The 18445-nt window shown below is 61.1% G+C and carries 14 protein-coding genes; 5 read left to right on the top strand and 9 right to left on the bottom strand.

The window, feature by feature from the left end:
- Nucleotides 1–4: 4 nt before the first annotated feature.
- The 4 genes from VF629_RS20225 to VF629_RS20210 all read right to left on the bottom strand — a co-directional run bounded on the left by VF629_RS20225 (nt 5) and on the right by VF629_RS20210 (nt 2616).
- The gene (locus VF629_RS20225; protein WP_196294524.1) at nt 5–331 is read right to left on the bottom strand and encodes a HesB/IscA family protein; all 327 of its coding nucleotides are present in this window, start codon (nt 329–331) and stop codon (nt 5–7) included.
- A 118-nt stretch (nt 332–449) separates the two neighbouring features.
- A complete protein-coding gene (locus VF629_RS20220) occupies nt 450–845 on the bottom strand; it encodes a hypothetical protein (RefSeq protein ID WP_331060319.1) in 396 nt (131 codons plus the stop codon).
- A 98-nt stretch (nt 846–943) separates the two neighbouring features.
- Nucleotides 944–1354 carry a Fe-S cluster assembly scaffold IscU gene (iscU, locus tag VF629_RS20215; protein ID WP_035561862.1) on the bottom strand — a complete coding sequence of 137 codons (411 nt, stop codon included), beginning with the start codon at nt 1352–1354 and terminating at the stop codon, nt 944–946.
- Nucleotides 1355–1401: 47 nt separating this feature from the next.
- Nucleotides 1402–2616, bottom strand: a complete 1215-nt coding sequence (locus tag VF629_RS20210) for an IscS subfamily cysteine desulfurase (protein ID WP_331060318.1) — start codon at nt 2614–2616, stop codon at nt 1402–1404.
- 213 nt (nt 2617–2829) lie between these two features.
- On the opposite strand from VF629_RS20210, the gene mce reads away from it, so the two are divergent.
- From mce to VF629_RS20195, 3 genes are all read left to right on the top strand, one after another.
- Complete coding sequence (gene mce / locus VF629_RS20205) at nt 2830–3234, top strand: methylmalonyl-CoA epimerase (RefSeq protein WP_331060317.1); 405 nt, start codon at nt 2830–2832, stop codon at nt 3232–3234.
- Nucleotides 3235–3308: 74 nt separating this feature from the next.
- Complete coding sequence (locus VF629_RS20200; RefSeq protein ID WP_331060316.1) at nt 3309–3881, top strand: L-threonylcarbamoyladenylate synthase; 573 nt, start codon at nt 3309–3311, stop codon at nt 3879–3881.
- A 116-nt stretch (nt 3882–3997) separates the two neighbouring features.
- Nucleotides 3998–5437 (top strand): CCA tRNA nucleotidyltransferase, encoded by a 1440-nt coding sequence (locus VF629_RS20195; protein ID WP_331060315.1) that lies wholly within the window; start codon nt 3998–4000, stop codon nt 5435–5437.
- An 80-nt stretch (nt 5438–5517) separates the two neighbouring features.
- Here VF629_RS20195 and VF629_RS20190 read toward each other — a convergent pair whose 3' ends face one another.
- Entirely contained in the window at nt 5518–8244 is a 2727-nt protein-coding gene (locus VF629_RS20190) for a PspC domain-containing protein (RefSeq protein ID WP_331060314.1), read from the bottom strand.
- A 62-nt stretch (nt 8245–8306) separates the two neighbouring features.
- Nucleotides 8307–8654 (bottom strand): PadR family transcriptional regulator, encoded by a 348-nt coding sequence (locus tag VF629_RS20185; protein ID WP_331060313.1) that lies wholly within the window; start codon nt 8652–8654, stop codon nt 8307–8309.
- 396 nt (nt 8655–9050) lie between these two features.
- Here VF629_RS20185 and VF629_RS20180 point away from each other — a divergent pair, with 396 nt between their 5' ends.
- Together VF629_RS20180 and VF629_RS20175 are read left to right on the top strand one after the other, a co-directional pair.
- Nucleotides 9051–10199 carry a PorV/PorQ family protein gene (locus VF629_RS20180; protein WP_331060312.1) on the top strand — a complete coding sequence of 383 codons (1149 nt, stop codon included), beginning with the start codon at nt 9051–9053 and terminating at the stop codon, nt 10197–10199.
- Nucleotides 10200–10333: 134 nt separating this feature from the next.
- Nucleotides 10334–15493 (top strand): C25 family cysteine peptidase, encoded by a 5160-nt coding sequence (locus VF629_RS20175; protein ID WP_331060311.1) that lies wholly within the window; start codon nt 10334–10336, stop codon nt 15491–15493.
- Between the two features lie 108 nt (nt 15494–15601).
- On the opposite strand, the gene VF629_RS20170 is transcribed toward VF629_RS20175, so the two are convergent.
- From VF629_RS20170 to VF629_RS20160, 3 genes are all read right to left on the bottom strand, one after another.
- The gene (locus VF629_RS20170; protein WP_331060310.1) at nt 15602–16090 is read right to left on the bottom strand and encodes a dihydrofolate reductase; all 489 of its coding nucleotides are present in this window, start codon (nt 16088–16090) and stop codon (nt 15602–15604) included.
- Nucleotides 16091–16113: 23 nt separating this feature from the next.
- Complete coding sequence (gene fmt, locus VF629_RS20165) at nt 16114–17055, bottom strand: methionyl-tRNA formyltransferase (protein ID WP_331060309.1); 942 nt, start codon at nt 17053–17055, stop codon at nt 16114–16116.
- A 130-nt stretch (nt 17056–17185) separates the two neighbouring features.
- On the bottom strand, nt 17186–18430 hold the full coding sequence (locus tag VF629_RS20160; RefSeq protein WP_331060308.1) for a DUF1343 domain-containing protein: 1245 nt from the start codon (nt 18428–18430) through the stop codon (nt 17186–17188).
- Between the last annotated feature and the right edge of the window lie 15 nt (nt 18431–18445).

The raw sequence follows: 18445 nt of genomic DNA, 5'->3' as shown, positions 1-18445 counted from the left end.
CGGTTCAGACAGAGAAGCTTTCGCCGCAGCCGCACTCACGCGAGGCGTTGGGGTTGTTGAATTGGAAGCCCTTGCCGTTGAGGCCGTCGGAAAAGTCGAGTTCGGTACCGGCTAGGTACAGGAAGCTCTTCATATCGACCACCACGCGCACGCCTTTGTCTTCAAACTCCTGGTCCATGGGGCGCACTTCGTTGTCGAAGTCCAGCTTGTAGCTCAGGCCCGAGCAGCCGCCGCCGGCCACGGAGGCACGCAAGCGGTACGTCTCGTCGAGGTGCGCGTCGCTCATCAAGCGGGTCACTTTCTCTTTGGCTTTATCAGAAACGGTAATCATGGCAGTAGGGGAGGCCTTGTGACAACGGCCGCAAGTAATTGGAGCCGCAATTTAGACACATTATAAACAAGCTGGTGCGCCACTTGGTTCGCGGCAGTGCTGGCAGCTAGCTAATCAGTTAAGAGCTAGGATTTAATACTACGCTGAAAACCGTGATGGTATTCAAGTCCCGGCCGAAGTACAGCTTGTCCAGTGCCTCGTATACGTTGTGGGCCCGGAAGTAGGAGGTTTGTAGCTCGCGGTCGCCGCGGGTGCGCCATTGCAGCGTGTAGGAGCTTTCGGTGTCGCGGTAGCTGCGCACGTAGTCCAGCATCTTTTGCAGGCATTCCACTTCGTCGCGGCCGGTTTCGTAGCGGAACAGGAAGCTTTGCTGGTGCCGCGGGTTCACGGTCACCAGGTCCAGCCGGGTTTGGCCTTCTACTCTCCGAAAATCAAATCGCAACTGCTCGGGCGTCAAACCCAGGTACTGCTGAATCTCGCGTTGCAGACGCGCTGCTTCAAATTCGTCGGTCATTATATCAATGAGTGAATGAACGAATGAAAAAATGGGTGAACAAGCGAGGCAGCCAGCGGCCAACTCACTCATTCACCCATTCACGATTCACTCACTGATTAGTGGTGCGCCAGCTCCAACGCGGGCAGACCGTTCTTCACGCGGTAGTCCGAGATGGCCGACTTGATGGCATCCTCGGCCAGCACCGAGCAGTGGATTTTCACGGGCGGCAAGGCCAGCTCTTCCACAATCTCCATGTTGTCGATGGCCAAAGCCTCGTCAACGGTTTTGCCTTTCAGCCACTCGGTAGCCAGCGACGACGACGCGATGGCCGAGCCGCAACCAAACGTTTTGAATTTGGCATCGGTGATGGTGTTGGTGGCTTCATCTACCTCAATTTGCAGGCGCATTACGTCGCCGCACTCAGGAGCGCCTACGAGGCCGGTGCCTACGTTCTTTTTGCTTTTGTCCAGCGTGCCCACGTTGCGGGGGTTGCTGTAATGGTCGATAACCTTATCGGAGTAAGCCATGGCTTGAGTTTAATTAGATGCTAAAGTGGTGCAGTGGTTGGTGCCAATTAATGCTCGGCCCACTCAATCTTGCTGAGGTCGACGCCCTCCTTGAACATCTCCCACAGGGGCGACATTTCGCGGAGCTTGGTCACGGCTTCTTTTACGTGGTTGATGGCGTAATCGATTTGTTCGTCGGTGGTGAAACGGCTCAAGCCGAAGCGCAACGAAGAGTGCGCCAGGTCGTCGCTCAGGCCCAAGGCCTTGAGTACGTAGCTGGGCTCCAACGAGGCCGAAGTACAAGCCGAACCGGAAGATACGGCCAAGTCCTTTACGCCCATCATCAGGCCTTCGCCTTCTACGTATTTGAAGCTGATGTTGGTCACGTGCGGCAAGCGGTGCTCCACCGAGCCGTTCACGTAGCTTTCTTCCAGCGTGGTCAACTCTTTTTCCAGCCGGTCGCGCATGGCCGAGAGGCGAGCCGTGTCGGCTTCCATTTCTTGCATGGCCAGCTCGCAAGCCTTGCCCAAGCCCACAATGCCGGGCACGTTGAGGGTGCCAGAGCGCATGCCGCGCTCGTGGCCGCCGCCGTCCATCTGGGCGGTTACTTTCACCCGGGGGTTCTTGCGACGCACGTACAGCGCGCCTACGCCCTTAGGGCCGTACATTTTGTGAGCCGTGAAGGCCATGATGTCGATGCCGTCGGCGATGACGTCCACCGGAATCTTGCCCACTGCCTGGGTGCCGTCCGTCATGAACAGGGCGCCGTGGGCATGAGCAATTTTAGCAATTTCGCGGATGGGCTGGATGGTACCCGTCTCGTTGTTGCCGTACATGATGGTCACCAGAATGGTCTGGGGCGTCATGGCGGCTTCGAGTTCTTCGAGGCTGATGAGGCCCTGCTCGTTCACGGGCAGGTAGGTCACGCGGCCACCCAGCTTTTCGATGTGCTTACAGGTGTCGAGCACGGCTTTGTGCTCGGTGGTGGCGGTGATGACGTGGTTGCCTTTCTGGCTATACATTTCAAACACGCCCTTGATGCCCAGGTTATCCGACTCGGTAGCGCCCGAGGTGAAGATAATTTCCTTGGGGTCGCAGTTGATGAGCTTGGCAATTTGCTCACGGGAGTAATCCACGGCCTCCTCAGCAGCCCAGCCAAACGGGTGGTTGCGCGAGGCCGCGTTGCCGAATACTTCGGTCAGGTAAGGCATCATGGCCTCCAGCACCCGCGGGTCGAGGGGCGTGGTGGCGTTGTTGTCGAGGTAAATAGGGAGCTTAAGCATTGCGCGCAGCAGTAGTGACAAGTGGTAAACCAGCGGAAAGCCGATACCCGTCTAGAACACGGTTCCGGGGCAATCAGTTTTCTTTGGTCCCACAAAAGTAGATACAATCTAAATAAGGAAATGCGTAGGCACGGGGAGCTCGCTGAAAATGCTCGGCGGAGCTGCCTGTTTTCAGTGCCAATGCCCACCGCGCCGCTTTCCGAATCATAGCTTATGCTCACCAACCTCGAACACCTCGGCCTGGCCGTAAACGACCTCGAAGCCGCCACGGCACTCTACACCACCCTGCTCGGCGCGGCCCCTTATAAGAAGGAGCACGTGGCCAGCGAAGCCGTGGACACGGTCTTCTTCCAAGTGGGCGGCTCCAAGATTGAGTTGCTGGCCGGTACTTCGCCGGATAGCGCCATTACGAAATTCCTAGCCAAAAAGCCCGAGGGCATTCACCATATGGCTTTTGAAGTAGATGACATCCAGGCCGAAATGGTACGCTTGAAAGGGGAGGGCTTCGTGCTGCTAAACGAAGAGCCCAAGCGCGGCGCCGACAATAAGCTGGTGTGTTTCGTGCACCCCAAGAGCGCCGCCGGCGTATTGGTCGAACTTTGCCAGACAATCAAGTAGCGCGGACATTTAGTCCGCGAGGAATTCGATTTTATCACTACTTACTCGCGGACTAAAAGTCCGCGCTACGCCATATGAACCGTTTTCAGCAAGAAGTAGAAGCCGCCGTTGACGCCCTGCTGCTGCAGCAAGTCATTCTTTACCCCACCGATACCGTGTGGGGCCTGGGCTGCGACGCCGAAGCGCCGCCGGCCGTGAAGCAGCTCTACAAGCTGAAAGGACGAGAGGCCGGCAAGCCCAGCATTGTGCTCGTGGCCGATTTGGCAATGATGAAGCGCTATGCCGCCGAAGTGCCAGTGGAGCTGGAGGCCATGATTGCCGCGGACACAAGGCCTACGACGTACATCCTGCCGGCCAGCCGGGCTGTGGCGCCGGACCTGGTGGCGCCCGATGGCACGGTGGGCCTCCGGGTGGTCAAGGATGAATTCTGCTTCAAAGTAGTGCGGCGGCTGGGACATGGCTTGGTTTCGACTTCGGCCAATAAAGCGGGCGAGCCCACGCCGGCCGTCTACTCGGAAGTCGATGCGGCCATTCTGCGCGGCGCCGACCACGTGGTGAACTGGCGGCAGGACGACAACACCAGCGTGGCCCCCTCGCGCGTGGTGCGCCTGGGCGAGGGCGGTAAGTTGGAGGTGGTGCGGGAGTAAGAAAGTAGCGCGAACTTTGTAGTCCGCGTCCCCGCGCCGTTAGAGACGTTGCCACAATGGTCGTTCGGGGCCGCGAACTACAACTGCAAGTCAGCGAAGCTAAAGTTCGCGCCACTATGAAGACGCCTCAACTGCCCGAACTGCCCATCTTTCGCACCATCGCCGAAGCGGCGGCTGAGCTCAAGCAGCCCGCCTATGTCATTGGCGGCTACGTCCGGGACTTGGCCCTGGGCCGCGACAGCAAAGACATTGACGTGGTGACGGTGGGCGACGGCATTGCGCTGGCGCAGGCCGTGGGCGCCAAGCTGCCGGGCCGCGGCCGGGTCACGGTGTTCAAGAACTTTGGCACGGCCATGCTGCCCACCAAAGAGGCCGGCGAAATTGAGTTTGTGGGCGCCCGCAAGGAAAGCTACCGGGCCGACAGCCGGAAACCGGAAGTGGAAGCGGGCACCCTGGAAGAAGACCTCGCCCGCCGCGACTTCACCATCAACGCCCTCGGTCTAAGCCTGAACCCAGAAAACTTTGGGGAATTGGTGGACCGGTACGAGGGCATGAAGGACCTGGCCCGCAAAACCATCCGCACGCCGCTGGGACCCGATGTGACCTTCTCCGATGACCCGCTGCGCATGATGCGGGCCGTGCGCTTCGCGAGCCAGCTGAACTTCGACATTGAGCCGGACACGTTCGATGCCATTATCCGGAATAAGGACCGGATAAAGATTGTGTCGCAGGAGCGGATTACCGTCGAGCTGAACAAGATTATCGAGTCGCCCACGCCCAGCTACGGCTTCAAGCTGCTGTTTCAGACCGGGCTGCTGCACCTCATCTTTCCGAAGATGGCCCAGCTGCACGGCGTGGAAAAAGTGGGCACCCATGCCCACAAGGACAATTTCTACCACACCCTGCAAGTGCTGGATAACGTGGCTGCCGCGGGCGGCGACCTATGGCTGCGCTGGGCGGCCGTGCTGCACGACATCGCCAAGCCCGCCACCAAGCGCTACTTCCCCAAAGTGGGCTGGACCTTCCACGGCCACGAGGACAAGGGCGCCCGCTGGGTGCCTGGCATCTTCGCCGAACTGAAGCTGCCACAGGGCGAGGAAATGCGCATGGTGCAAAAGCTGGTGCGGCTGCACCTGCGCCCTATTGCGCTGGTGAAGGAAACGGTGACCGACTCGGCCATCCGCCGCTTGCTCTTTGAGGCGGGGGAGGACATTGACCGGCTTATGCTGCTTTGCCGGGCCGACATCACCAGCAAGGACCACGAACGTAAAGCCCGCTACCTGCGCAACTTCGGGCTGGTGGAGGAGAAGCTGAAGGAAGTAGAGGAAAAGGACCACCTCCGCAGCTTCCGCCCCGTGATTACGGGTGAAATCATCATGGAGACGTTTGGCCTGAAGCCTTCGCGGCAGGTGGGCGAGCTGAAGGAAGCGGTGATGGAAGCCATTCTCGAAGGCACCATTAAAAACGAAATGGAGCCAGCCCTGGCCTTCCTGTTGCAGCAGGGGGCGGCCATGGGACTGGCTCCGGAAGGAGGCTTCGTTCACTCACCAAACTAAGCCTGCCTCCTTTCTTTCGAGAACATAGATGCAGATATACGAAAAAAGTTGCCTATGTCTCTAGGTAAGCAGAAAAAAGGTTACAAACGTTTGATGCTGGCCGGGCCGCTGGCGTCCAGGTCCACGCTTTGGGGCTTGCCGGTGTAGGCTATTTCGCTGGGGCCCACGGCATCACCTTTGATGCTCTCGGTCACGTTGAGGCGGGCTTTGCACACCCCGGCCACGTCCACGTCGGCCGAGCGGGTGAGCAAATTGGCGCCGGCCAGCTCGCAGGCGCCGGCGGCGTCCAGGTCGAGGATGTCGGCTTTGCCGCTGGCGGTGGTGCGGCACGCGCCGGCCTGCTCAATCTTCAGGGTGCCGAAGTTGCCGTTGAGGCGCAGGTGGCTGGCGCCGGCCTGCTCCACCCGGAGGCGGTCTTGGCGTTCAAACCCGCCTAGGTCGGCTTGGATGGCGCCGGCCAGGTCCAGGGCTTCAATTGATGGCATTTCGATGCGGATGAGGATTTTTTCCTCCTTGTCGTTGGAGTTGCCCCCAAAGAAAGACGAGCGGTTGCGGGGGTGAATTTCCAGTGTGCTGCCTCGGCGTTCCACGCGCACGTCGTTGAGAACGGCTTGTTCGCCGCCGGCTTCAATCTTGAAGGAGTTGCCGTGGCGAACCACCACGCGGTAGGAGCCGCGCACTTGCACCCGCGTAAAGCCGGTCTCGTTGAACGTGCGGCGGGCGCTGCCGTAGCTGTCGAACTCGGTGTCGAAGGAGGGCGCGCCACCGTAGTTCAGGGTCAGGCCGCGGCTCTCGGCTTCGTCGTCGCCGCTCTCGTCGGTGGTGCCTTCGTCGTTGCTGTCCTCGCCATCCATCTGAATATTGATGTCGGCTTCGTCCTCGTTCTCGTCGATGCCCAACTGCTCGTCGGTGCAGCCAATGCACTCCAGACGGTTGCCGCGCAGGCGGTAGCGGTGCGTCTCGGGGTCGTTGGGGCGGCGGTCGTTCACGAAGTTCTCGTCGCGCAGCAGGTTGTAAGCAAAGTCGGAGCTCAGGCGGAAGGTGCGGTCGCGGGGCAGGCGGATGGTTAGGGCCAGGTCCTGGTCGCGGTATTTGGCGTTGGGCAGGAAGGAGAAATGGTCGTCGAATACCAGCGAGGAGTCGCCGCTGGTGCGTATCGAATAGTCAATGGAAGTCAAAGCATTGCGGCGGGCGTCTTCTTGGGTAGGTCCTTTGGCGCCCAAGATGCGCAGCACCTCTACCACGCTGCCGCTGTCGGCGGCTACCAAGCGAACATCCACGTGCTGGTCCCATTGACGGTTAACTTCGCGGCTGTCCAAAAATAGCACGGGCTTGGTCAGGGCGGGGTAGCGCTGGAGTTGCTCTACTTGCTCGCTGTACTGGAACTCGCGGTTTTGCTGCACCACGGCCATGGTCACGCCCACAATGCTTAGCAGCCACAGGCCGAGCAGCGACAAACTCACCGTGCGGGGGAGCAGCGTGCGGCGGAACAACAGGTTGAGGCCGGCCAGCAGCAGGGCAAAGGCTGGAATGGCCATGGCAAAGAAGCCGGCCAACATTCCCCAAGCGGGCACGCCATTGAGGAGTACGTGGGCAGGGGTATCACCAAAAACAATGTTTTCCGAGTTCGGAACCATGCCCAGGCCAACGCCCAAGTAGATGGCCGTGGCCAACAGCAGGCCAAAACCGATGATGGTAAGCAACACCCCGGCCGCAATGCGAATGGCCGAGCCGACGAAGTTTACGAGAGGGCGCAGGCCGCGGGCGGCGTCTTCCACAAAAGCCCCCACGGGGCGGTTGGTGGTCGTGGGGCCGTCGGCAAACTCATTGGCGCGCAGGCTGCTGTCGTAGCCTTCCAGGGTCACGGCGTCGCCGCGCATGCGCATCTTGTCCGAGACCGTTTTGGCCTCGGGCAAGACAATCCACAGGATGATGTAAAGCAAGAAGGTGAAGCCCCCGGCAAACAAGCCGGCCAGCAAAATCACCCGCACCAGGGTCACGTCAATGTTCAAGTAAGCGGCCAGGCCAGCAGCCACGCCCGCTACTTTGGCGGTGCCCGTGTCGCGGAACAGCTTGCGGCCAGCCAGCGGGCCCTGGTTGAGCATGGTGTCGTTGGGGGCGGGAGCGTCGTAGCGCTTGGGCAGCACTATCCACAGGATGATGTAGGCCAAGGAAGCCCAGCCGCCAAACTGGAAGTGGAAGTCGCCGTCGTCGAAGTTGAACGAGCTAAAGATGCCGGGCAGCAAGAAGATGAGCACTATCCAGCCCAGGCGCACCCACACCGGGTTGATGGCGAAGTACTGGGCAATGCCTGCGGCCACGCCAGCCACCTTGCGGTGCGCCATGTCGCGGTACAAGCGTTTGGGCTCGGTGGCCGTGGCCGCGTCGGCAGCTGCGCCGGTGCCAAAAGCACCCTCGGAGCCGAACGGGCCTTTGCGACCAAACGAGCTTTCGGTGCCGAAAGAGCCCTTGGAACCAAACGCGCCCTGGGCGCCAAAAGCGTTGGCGGTGGCGGTTTCTTCCACGTCCTCGGCGTCCAGGTCGTCGGTGGCAAAGTCGCTCACTCGGCCCATTTTGGCCATCATAAGCTCCACGTCGTCCAAGGAAATCACCTGCTGCGTGGGGGAGAGGCGGGCCGAAAACAGCTCGGCGATGCGCCCCTCAATGTCGGCCACGATGTCCTCGTGGCCGCGGTAGTTGGCAAAGTGCGCTTTCACTTCGGCCAAATAGCGGCCAAGCACTTCGTAGCCGTCTTCCTCGATGTGAAAGATAATTCCTTGCAGATTGATGCTGATGTTCTTTTTCATGGTCAAAGGCTGAAAAACGGCCGTTTAATTTCTGGTGAGTGGAGCGGGAAAAAGACGGGTAATCAAGCAGCAGTCTTTGGCGGGGCACTGTGCCGGATGATGCCGACCGAAGTAGCCATTTCCTCCCAGGTGTCGCGCAGTTCGGCCAGAAACTGGCGGCCGGTGTCGGTCAGGGTGTAGTATTTCCGGGGCGGGCCGCTGGTGCTTTCTTTCCAGACGTAGTCCAGCAGCGCGGCATTTTTCAGGCGGGTCAGCAGCGGGTAGAGGGTGCCCTCCACCACTATCATGCGGGCCGAAGTCAACTCCTCCAGCATGTCGGAGGCGTAGGCTTCGCCGCGGGCGATGATTTCCAGAATGCAGAACTCAAGGATTCCCTTGCGCATCTGAACCTGGGTGTTCTCGAGTTTCATGGGCGTTATAAACAGTAGTGGGTGAGAAACAGTACAAATGTATGGTAGGTACTTTGTAACGCAAGGTACTGGATGAATAATTCCATAGGATTTAGAATAATAATTTGTTAATGTCTGAAAATCAAGCGGAAAATTTTTAACCTGCGCCGTTAAATTCGCCTCCCACGTTCCAACTGCTGTCCTTTTTATGGACGAACACACGTGGAAAACCAAGCTGCAGGGGCCAGGGCACGGGGTGCCAAGCAGGGACAGAGCGGGTCTAGGGCAAAGACGAGTTTGCACCTCGCACAAAAAGCTGCTCGCATTTTGGCAATTGGCTCGAAATTGGCGGGACTTGGCGCACTATAATGAAGTAACTTGCGTTCCGTCGGCGCGCAACCCGTTACCTATTCTTCTATGTTCCAATTCTCCTCTGCCACCCGTGGGCTTCTTGTGGTGACTGCCACCGCGTTTTTGGCCCTGCCGGCTGCCGCGCAGGTCACGGCTTCGGAGCCCAAAGACAAGACGCCCAAGTACAGCAACGAATTTCTCAACCTGGGAGTGGGCGCCCGCGCCCTGGGCATGGGCAATGTGCAGGTCAGCCTGGCCGACAACGCTACCGCCGGCTACTGGAACCCCGCCGGCCTGGTCAATCAAAAAAACAAGTACGACGGCGTGCTGATGCACTCGGAGCTGTTTTCGGGCGTGGTGAAAAACGACTACGGCGCGTTCTCCATGCCCATTGACGAGCAGAGCGCCATTGGCGTGAGCGTGATGCGCCTGGGCGTCGACAACATTGCCGACACGCGCAGCCTGGTCAACGAGTACGGGCAAATCAACTACGACCAGATTACCTACTTCTCGGTGGCCGACTACGCGCTGCTGCTTTCCTACGCCCGCAAATTGGGCAACATCGAAGGTTTGAGCGTGGGTGCCAACGGCAAAATCATCTACCGGAACATCGGCAAGTTTGCCACCGGTTATGGCTTCGGCATCGATGCCGGCATCCAGTACAACCACAAGGGCTGGAATCTGGGCCTGATGGCCCGCGACATCACCACCACCTTCACGCAGTGGAACATCAACGCCGATGAATACCGCAAAGGCGCAAACGCCGATGTGGCCATTGGCAAAGACGCCATCCCTACCAACAGCTCCGAAATCACGCTGCCGCGCTTCGTGCTGGGCGCTGGCCGGCGGTTTGAGTTGCCCAAGCAATTCTCGGCCCTGGTAGCCGTCGATTTGGAAACGACGACCGACGGCGAGCGCAACACGCTGGTCTCGACCAGCGCCGTCAGCGTGGACCCTCGGCTAGGCGTGGAGCTGGGATACAAGAACCTGGTGTTTTTGCGCGGCGGCGCCGGCAACTACCAGCAAATCGAGGAATTTACCGATACCCCAGGCGTCTACAAGAGCTCCTGGAAAGGCCAGTATAGCCTGGGCGCTGGCGTGGCTGTAAGCGCCCTGCGCATCGACCTGGCGCTCTCGCGGCTACCCGTGGAAAAGCTGGGCAGCTCTTCGCAAACCAACTCATTGATTGTGTCGCTCGGGTACGGGTTTAAATAGCCCGTGCCAAAGCTCAACGGCTTGTGCCTCCGTACGTAGCCAGTACTAGAGCACGATTTAGAATGCTATAATCAGACAGAATGGACAACATCGATACTAGTAAGAGAAAGGGTTGGTTGTGGGGAATTTGGGTATTGCTGCTCGTCGGTAGCGGGGGGCTTGAGCAGGCGCGGGCGCAGTCGGGGCCCTTCGGCAACGAGTGGATAGTGCCCAGCCAGCAGTATTACAAGGTGAAGGTGACCCAAACCGGCATCCACCGGCTTGACTACCAGTACCTCATCCAGGCGGGCTTAACCAACATCGACCCCAGCCGCCTCCAATTTTGGCGCCGCGGGCGCGAAGTGGCCGTGTACCAGGGCGGCGGCCGCACGGTGTTCGACGCGAATACCTACTTCGAGTTTTACGGGCAGCGCAACGACGGCGCCCTCGACGGAGACATTTACAAAACCGCCTCGGCCCAGCCGCACCAGCTCTACAGCCACTACACCGATACCGCCGCCTACTTCCTGACCTACCCCGGGCCGACGGCCCCCGCGGCCAAACGCATGGCCGAACCAGTTGCCGCTGGCGGCACGCCCCACGCCTGGCGCCTGGCCAGCAGCCTCAAGCTGGAAACTAACGTGTACGCGGACGCTGTACACGGCCAGGCACCGGGCAACAACGTAACTCACTTGCCGTGGGTAGAGTCGGGCGAGGGCTACTTTTCATCATTATATGGCGGAACCCACGATGCCCAGCTCGACACGGTACTCCGGGCGGTGCTGCCTACTGGGCCCGCTCCCGCGCCACTCCTCGAAATCAGGGTAGTGGGTGGCACTGAAGTAGGGCACAACATTGAAGTACTGGCCCTGAACCCCAGCACCGGGGCTTACCGTTCGCTCACCCGCCTAATCTTCGACGGCTACGGCCATGCCGGCGGACGCTTTGCTTTGCAGCGGGCCGAAATTGGCCCCGACGGCTCAGTAACCGTCCGGTTGACAGGCAGCACGCGGGGTACCAACAGCACCTCGGCCGACTACTTCCGGCGGGCTTATTTCAAGGTGATAGCTCCCCAGGCCACTCGTTGGCTGGGCCCGCGCCGTCATGTGGCATTCGCCAACGATTCCCTGCTGGGCGGGCCGGCCACCTTTGAAGTAGACAGCATCCCGGCATCGGTGGTGGGCTACGACGTGCACGACCCCTGGAACGTGCAGCGCGTGGCCGCTACAGCGGCCCAAACTAAGGGCCCGTTGGCCCGGCGGTTTGTGTTTCCCAGCGCCACCAGTTCGCAGTCGCGCCGGCTGCTACTGGCCGATGCGCAACGGCCTTTTGTGCCCTTGCCCGCCCGCCGCGTGCGCTTCCGGGCCCTCAGCCAGACGGCCAATTTTGCCATCATTTCGCACCGGCAACTGTTCGGGCCCGCTACCGACGGTGCTGTGACGGTGCCCAACGCGGCCCTGGAGTACGCCAAATACCGCGCTTCGGCGGCGGGCGGCAGCTACGACACGCTGCTGGTGACGACGGCGCAGCTCTACGACCAGTTTCATTACGGCGAACGGTCGTGGCTAGCAATGCGGCACTTCGGCCTGTGGTTGCACGCCGGCGCGCCGGCCAACCCCAACCGCTACCTACTGCTGTTGGGCAAAGGCATAGTACCCGCCGAAGCCTTGATTGCGGGCAGTTCCTTCACCACCACCTTTACTTTCACAACAGCCCGCGTCGTGGGCGAGAATGGATTGGATTTGGTGCCGACCAGCTCTAAAGCGGTTTCGGATAACCTGATTACGGCAAACTTCCGGGCGGACGATTTTGTGCCCAAGCTCCGCACGGGCCGCCTCACCGTGACCACGCCCCAGCAGGTGATGAACTACCTGAGCAAGCTGCGCACGCACGAAGCGCTGGGGCCGGAGCCCTGGCGCAAAAACGTGCTGCACCTGATTGGCAGCAAGACGGACGAGGTGGCTTACTTCACCGACATCATGGAGCGGAACAAGAAGCGGGTAGAACGCCCCTTGTTTGGGGGCCGGGTAACCACCATCAGCCGAACGTCGGACCTGCCGGTGAGCGTGAATATTTCGGCCGAGCTCAACGCGGGCATCTCGCTGATGACCTACTTTGGGCACGGTTCCAACAACACGTTTGGTCTCAATTTTGGTACGCCTGCCGACCCTACCTACAACAACCCCGGCAAGTACCCTTTCTTCTACTTAAACGGGTGCGCGGCCAACCATACGTTCACCAGGTTTCCAACCGTCGTCGAAGACTGGCTTTTTGCGGATAAGAAGGGCGCTTTGGGTTCTCTGGGCGAGTACGGCTTCAGCTATGCAGCCCCGTTGGCGGCCGTGGAAGACTTGCTCTACACGCTGATGTTCAACGACCCGCAGTGGTACGGCAAGCCGATTACGGCCCAGCACAACGAAGCCATCCGGCGCCTGCAAACCACCCCGGCTTTTCAGGACGAAGTAGGCATTGAACAGCTGCTGGCCACCGGCTGGCAAGGCGACCCCACGCTGTCCATGTTCGCGCCCGAGCGCCCGGACTTTATTGCCAGCTCCGCCACGCTGTCGGTGACGCCTGCTCCGGGCCAGGGACCCGTGCGGGCTGCCTCCACCGAATTTGTGTTGAATGTAGGCGTGTCGAACCCTGGCAAGATTACCTCCGACCAGCTTGAAATTCGGGTAACCCGTAGCATCCCCGGCAAGACGCCTCAGGTGTCAAATTTCACGCGGCGCCAAGCCTGGGTGCGCGACACCACTTACGCGCTGGTATTGCCCAACACCTTGGCCGATGCGGGCACCAGCACGTTTCAGGTAGTGCTAGACCCGAGCAACAAGGTGACGGAGAGCAACGAATCCAACAATTCCGCCTCGCTGGACTTTACCTTTCTGCAAGGCGGGCTCAGCGTGATTGCCCCCACGGAATTTGCCATCGTTACCAACACACAGCCGCGGCTGACGGTGCAGAGCAACGACCGCAACGGCCCGCAGCGCGGCTACGATTTTGAGCTGGACACCGTGCCCACCTTCAACAGCGCAGTGGTCGTTCGTGCGCCTCTCGTTACGGCGGGCCTGGTTGCCGAATGGCGGCCCACGCTGCCCGCTGTGGCCCCGCGCGACAGCGTGGTGTGGTACTGGCGCGCCCGCTTCCACACGCCCGCGGCCAACGAAGACGGCAGCTGGGTAACGTCTTCTTTCCGGGTGATTCCCACCAGCCCCGGCGGCTGGTCGCAAAGCCACTACGGGCAGCTGCAGCGCACCGCCCGCACCGGCGTTGAAGTGAGCGCCCCAGCGGGTAGGTGGACGTTCCTGTCCAACAAAGTGCCCCTGGTGCTCCGTACCCGCGGCGGCGGCGCTCCCCGGAGCCCAGCCAATTTTGGGTCGTTGACGGGGGGAGGCATTTATTTGCAAACGGCTGGCTCACCGCCGTCGGCCAGCGGGTGCGGCGTACTCTCGCCCAACCTGCTGATAGCCGTGTACGAGCCCGCTGGCCTGCTGCCGGTAAACATGACGTCGGCGTACCAGCGCTGCGGCATCGCGCCCAACTTCTTCTATTATTTCTCGGCCAGCGACGCGGTGCCAAGTGGCCAAGTGCTCGACACGTTGGACAACCTCAACTACAGCGCCACGCGCCAGCAGCAGTTGGCCACCTTCCTGGCCGCCATTCCGGCGGGTTCCTACGTGGCGGTGGTATCGGCCAATCGGTTGCGTTACTCCTTGCTGCCCGCGGCGCTCAAGAATAGCTTGAGCACGCTGCTCGGCTCGCAGCTCATCGGCCAACTGGCCGACGGCGAGCCGCTGGCGCTGGTGGGCCAAAAGCTTACGGCCAGCACCGGCCGCCTCATCAGCGAAGTCGGACCCGACCGCAGCCAGACCGCTCCCGCCAACAGCCAAACCGTGCAGCTGCGCAGTGAGTTGGAGCAGCGGGCAGTGGCCGGCCGGATAGTGTCGCCGCTGATTGGCCCGGCCAAGCAGTGGCTGAACCTGTACTCCACCATTCGCACCGCCACCCCCAACGGCTACCGCAAGTTGAGCGTGGTGGCCATCGACGCGGCCGGCCGCGAAACCGTGGTGCTGCCCATCGTTACCTCTTCGGCGCAGGCGCTGGCGGCGGTGTCGGCCACCACGTATCCTTACCTGCGCCTCGAACTCGCCGTCGGCGATTCGGTGACGCGCGTGCCGCCGCAGCTGCGGCAGTGGCTGGTCACGTTCCAGGGGCTGCCCGAAGGCGTGGTTCGCCGTGACCTGGAGCCGGCGGCGACTTACGCTCCCGCCACGCTGCTCAAGCAAGCCGAAGGTGGAAAAATCAAGTTCCCGGTGAAATTCCAGAACACCTCCGAGGTGGCCTTCCTGGCCCCGCTGAAGGCGCGGGTGAACCTGCGCAATGACAAGGGCGTGGTGGAGAAAACCGAGGAAATAACTTTTGCCGGGGCGCTGGCCGCGGGTGCCACGGCCAGCATCGACGTAGAGCTGGACATGGTGGGCAAGTACGGCACCTTCACGGTGGAGGTGTTTGTCAATCCCCGCATTCAACCCGAGCAGCTGTATTCGAACAACGAGCTGATAACGGAGCCTTTCTCCATCATCGACAACAACGTGCCGCCCACGTTGGACGTGGCCTTCGACGGCCGCCACATCCTGAACGGCGAGCTGGTGTCGTCGCGGCCCGTCATCAACATCCAACTGAATGACGAAGACAAGCTGCGCCCCATCACCGACCGCACGGCCTTTACGGTGCAGCTGATTCGGCCGGGCAGCGCCACGCCGACGCTGGTGGACCTGAACAGCAACGAAGTGGGCTTCAGCGTGGACGTGACCAATGGCAGCGTGGCCAAGCTTACCTACGAGCCCGGCAAAAGCACGCCCCTGACCGATGGCATGTACACGCTCCGCGTGCAGGGCCGCGACCCGCGCAACTCGGTAGTGGGCACGCAGGAGTTTGAAGTGAAGTTTGAAGTGGTGACGGCCTCCACCATCACCAACGTGTACCCGTACCCCAACCCGGTGGTTAGCAAGGCGCGCTTTGTGTTCACGGTGACAGGGCAGGAACTGCCGCGCAACATGAAAATTCAGATTATGACCCTCACGGGCCGCGTTGTGCGCGAAATTTTCATGAGCGAGCTGGGTCCCCTGCACATCGGCAACAACATCACGGAGTATGCCTGGGACGGCACCGATACCTACGGCGACCGGCTCGCGAATGGTACCTACCTCTACCGCGTGTCATTGGACGACGCCCAAAACCCGTTCAAGCATCGCCAAAGCGGCGGCGACAAAGCCTTCCAGAACGACTGGGGCAAGCTGGTGCTCATGCGGTGAACTAGTGAGGGGTGAAATGGTGAGCTGGTGAGTTTGATGTTTTAGCTGCACATATGGCGCAAACTGAACATCAGACTCACCACCTCACCATTTCACCACTTCACCACTTCACCGCCGGCGTAGCGTCACGAAGCTGAAGGGGTAAGCGTGCCGCTCGTCAACTTCGTGGCGCTCCCGGTTTTCCTCGCGCCAGTCGCTGGGGCTGAGGTCGGGGAAATACGCGTCGCCTTCGAAGCTGTGGTGCACTTCGGTCAGGTAAATCACGTCGGCGGCGGGCAGTGCTTCCCGGTAGATTTCGCCGCCGCCGATGACGCACACGTGCTCGTCTAGCTCGTGGGCCCGCGCCAGCGCCGACAGCACCGAGGCCGCCGTTTCACAGCCGGGCGCGGTCCAGTTGGCTTGGCGCGTCACCACAATGTTGGGGCGCTTGGGCAGGGCCCGGCCCAGGCTGTCGTAGGTGCGGCGGCCCATCACCACCGGGTGGCCCAGGGTGAGGCGCTTGAAGTGCTGGAGGTCATCGGGCAGGCTGCCCCAGGGCAATTCGCCGTTGTGGCCGATTACGCCGTTTTCGGCCACTGCTACTACAAAACAAACCATCGTAAAAAGGAATCAGGGTAGAGTTAAACAGATTGCGCCGGCAGCTTGAAGCCCAGCAGCAGCTCCTTCACTGGCAGTCGCTTTTTGCCTTCCAGCTGCACATCCAGCAAGTCAAGCCAGGCGTCGGCCGCCGCCACACGCAGGAAATGCTTCCCGTCCGACGCCCAGGTGCCCGGGGCTGCCAGGGGTTCAGCCACTTCCGCGGGCACGGGCAGGGCCCGGAAAATCTTGATGCTACGGCCATCGGGCAGGGCGGCAAAAGCCGTGGGAACGGGAGAAAGCCCCCGCACCCAATTCACCAGCTCAGCGGCCGGGCGGGCAAAGTCTAGCCGTCCGGTTTCTTTCTGAAGTTTGGGTGCGGAGCGCAGGTTCTGGTGCTGGGGCTGCGGAATGCTGGGCGCCGTGCCCGCCGCAATGGCCACGACCGAGCGGCGCGCCAAGTCAGCCCCCACCATTTTCAGCTTGTTGTAGAGGCTGCCAAAATCGTCCTCGGGCACAATCGGTACCCGGTCCTGAAAAATGAGGTCGCCGGTATCAATCTCGTGCCGCAGGAAAAAAGACGTCACGCCCGTTTCGGTGTCGCCGTGCATCAGGGCCCAGTTAATGGGTGCCGCGCCCCGGTACTGCGGCAGCAACGACGCGTGGATGTTGATGGAGCCCAGCCGGGGCATGTTCCACACCGCCTCGGGCAGCATGCGGAAGGCCACCACTACTTGCAAGTCGGCGCCGAACGAGTGCAGCTCCGCCTGAAAGTCAGGAGATTTTAGGTTGGTGGGCTGGAGCACGGGCACCCCATGAGCTTCGGCGGCCACTTTCACGGCGGAGGCCTGGAGCTGACGCCCGCGCCCGGCGGGGCGGTCGGGCGCGGTGACCACGGCCACCACGCGGCCGCCTTCCCACTGCAGCAAGCTTTCCAGGGTGGGCACGGCAAAATCAGGCGTACCCATGAAGACGATGTTCAGCATGTTCGTTGTCAGTTGCTAGTTGTCCGTTGTTAGTTGCCACCGCGGTGTTGGGCACGGTCGCGCTACTCATTCATTGCCGAGTGCTTGTTGTTCAAGGCCTGACAACTAGCAACCAACAACTAAAAAACAGCTATTTCTCAGGGTACAGCAAATACTTGGCGCGCATGGTTTTGAATTTGCCCAAGCCGGGCTCCCACGAAGCGCGAATGTCGGCTTCGCTTTTGCCGGCAATGATTTGTTCGCGGAGCGAAGCGGTACCCGTCAGCTGCTCGAAATACTGGCCGAAGAAATGCGCTTTGTCGGTGCTTTGTTTATAAAAGTCAATCAGGTAACTGAGCACGAGGCCCGACTTTTCGCGGGCGGGCGCTTGGGCCAGGTTCAGGCCGTAGCACAGCTGCCCGTTCATGGGCGGGGTGGGGGAGCCGGCGTTGGGCTTGGGCGTGAAGGAAAAGGGCCGGCTGGACGGCTGCGCAGGGCTGCCGATGATTTCAAACGGCGTGGCCGTGCCGCGGCCCACGCTCACGTTGGTGCCTTCAAACAAGCAAATGCTGGGGTACAGCCGCACCGAATGGTCGGTGGGCAGGTTGGGAGAGGGGCGCACCAGCAGGTGGTAGGGCGTGGCGTGGGTGTAGCCCGTGGCCAGCGGAATTACCGTGAGGTCGCACGTGCGGCCGCCGGCCAGCCACTTCTCGCCGTTCATCATCTTGGCCAGCTCCCCCACGGTCAGGCCGTGGGCAATGGGCAGCGGGTCGAGGCCCACGAAGGACTTATGCTGCGGCTCCATGATGGGCCCGTCCACCAAGTCGCCGTTGGGGTTGGGGCGGTCGAGCACCAGCACGGGCTTCTTGAGCTCGGCCGCGGCTTCCATCACGTAGTGCAGGGTGCTGATGAAGGTATAGAAACGCGCGCCCACGTCCTGAATGTCAAAAACCAGCACGTCCACGTCGGCTAACATTTCGGGAGTGGGCTTTTTGGTCTTGCCATACACCGAGCGTACGGCCACTCCGCTGCGGGCGTCGCGCCCATCCTTGATGGTGGCGCCGTCGGCTGCTTCGCCGCGGAAGCCGTGCTCGGGCGCAAAAATGGCCGTCACGTTCACGCCCCGGGCGCGTAGCGTGTCCACCAAAAAGGCGTTGCCCACCCGCGAGGTTTGGTTGATGACCAAGCCCACGCGTTTGTTTTTGAGCTGCGGCAAGTAGTTGTCGAGCTGCTCGGCCCCAACCACCACCTTTGCTGCGGCTGGCGTCGGGCTGGGAGGGGTGGTGGCCGGTGCGGGCACGTTGGCACTTGGCGTGCTGGTTGGGGCTTGGGTGCTGCCGCAAGCAGGCGCGGCTAGCAGCATTGCGAGGGTAATGGGAAGGGAAATGCTAACCATGAGGGCGGGAAAAAT

Source organism: Hymenobacter sp. (assembly GCF_036388155.1).
Lineage (GTDB): Bacteria > Bacteroidota > Bacteroidia > Cytophagales > Hymenobacteraceae > Hymenobacter.
This window is presented reverse-complemented; position numbering and strand designations above follow the sequence as displayed.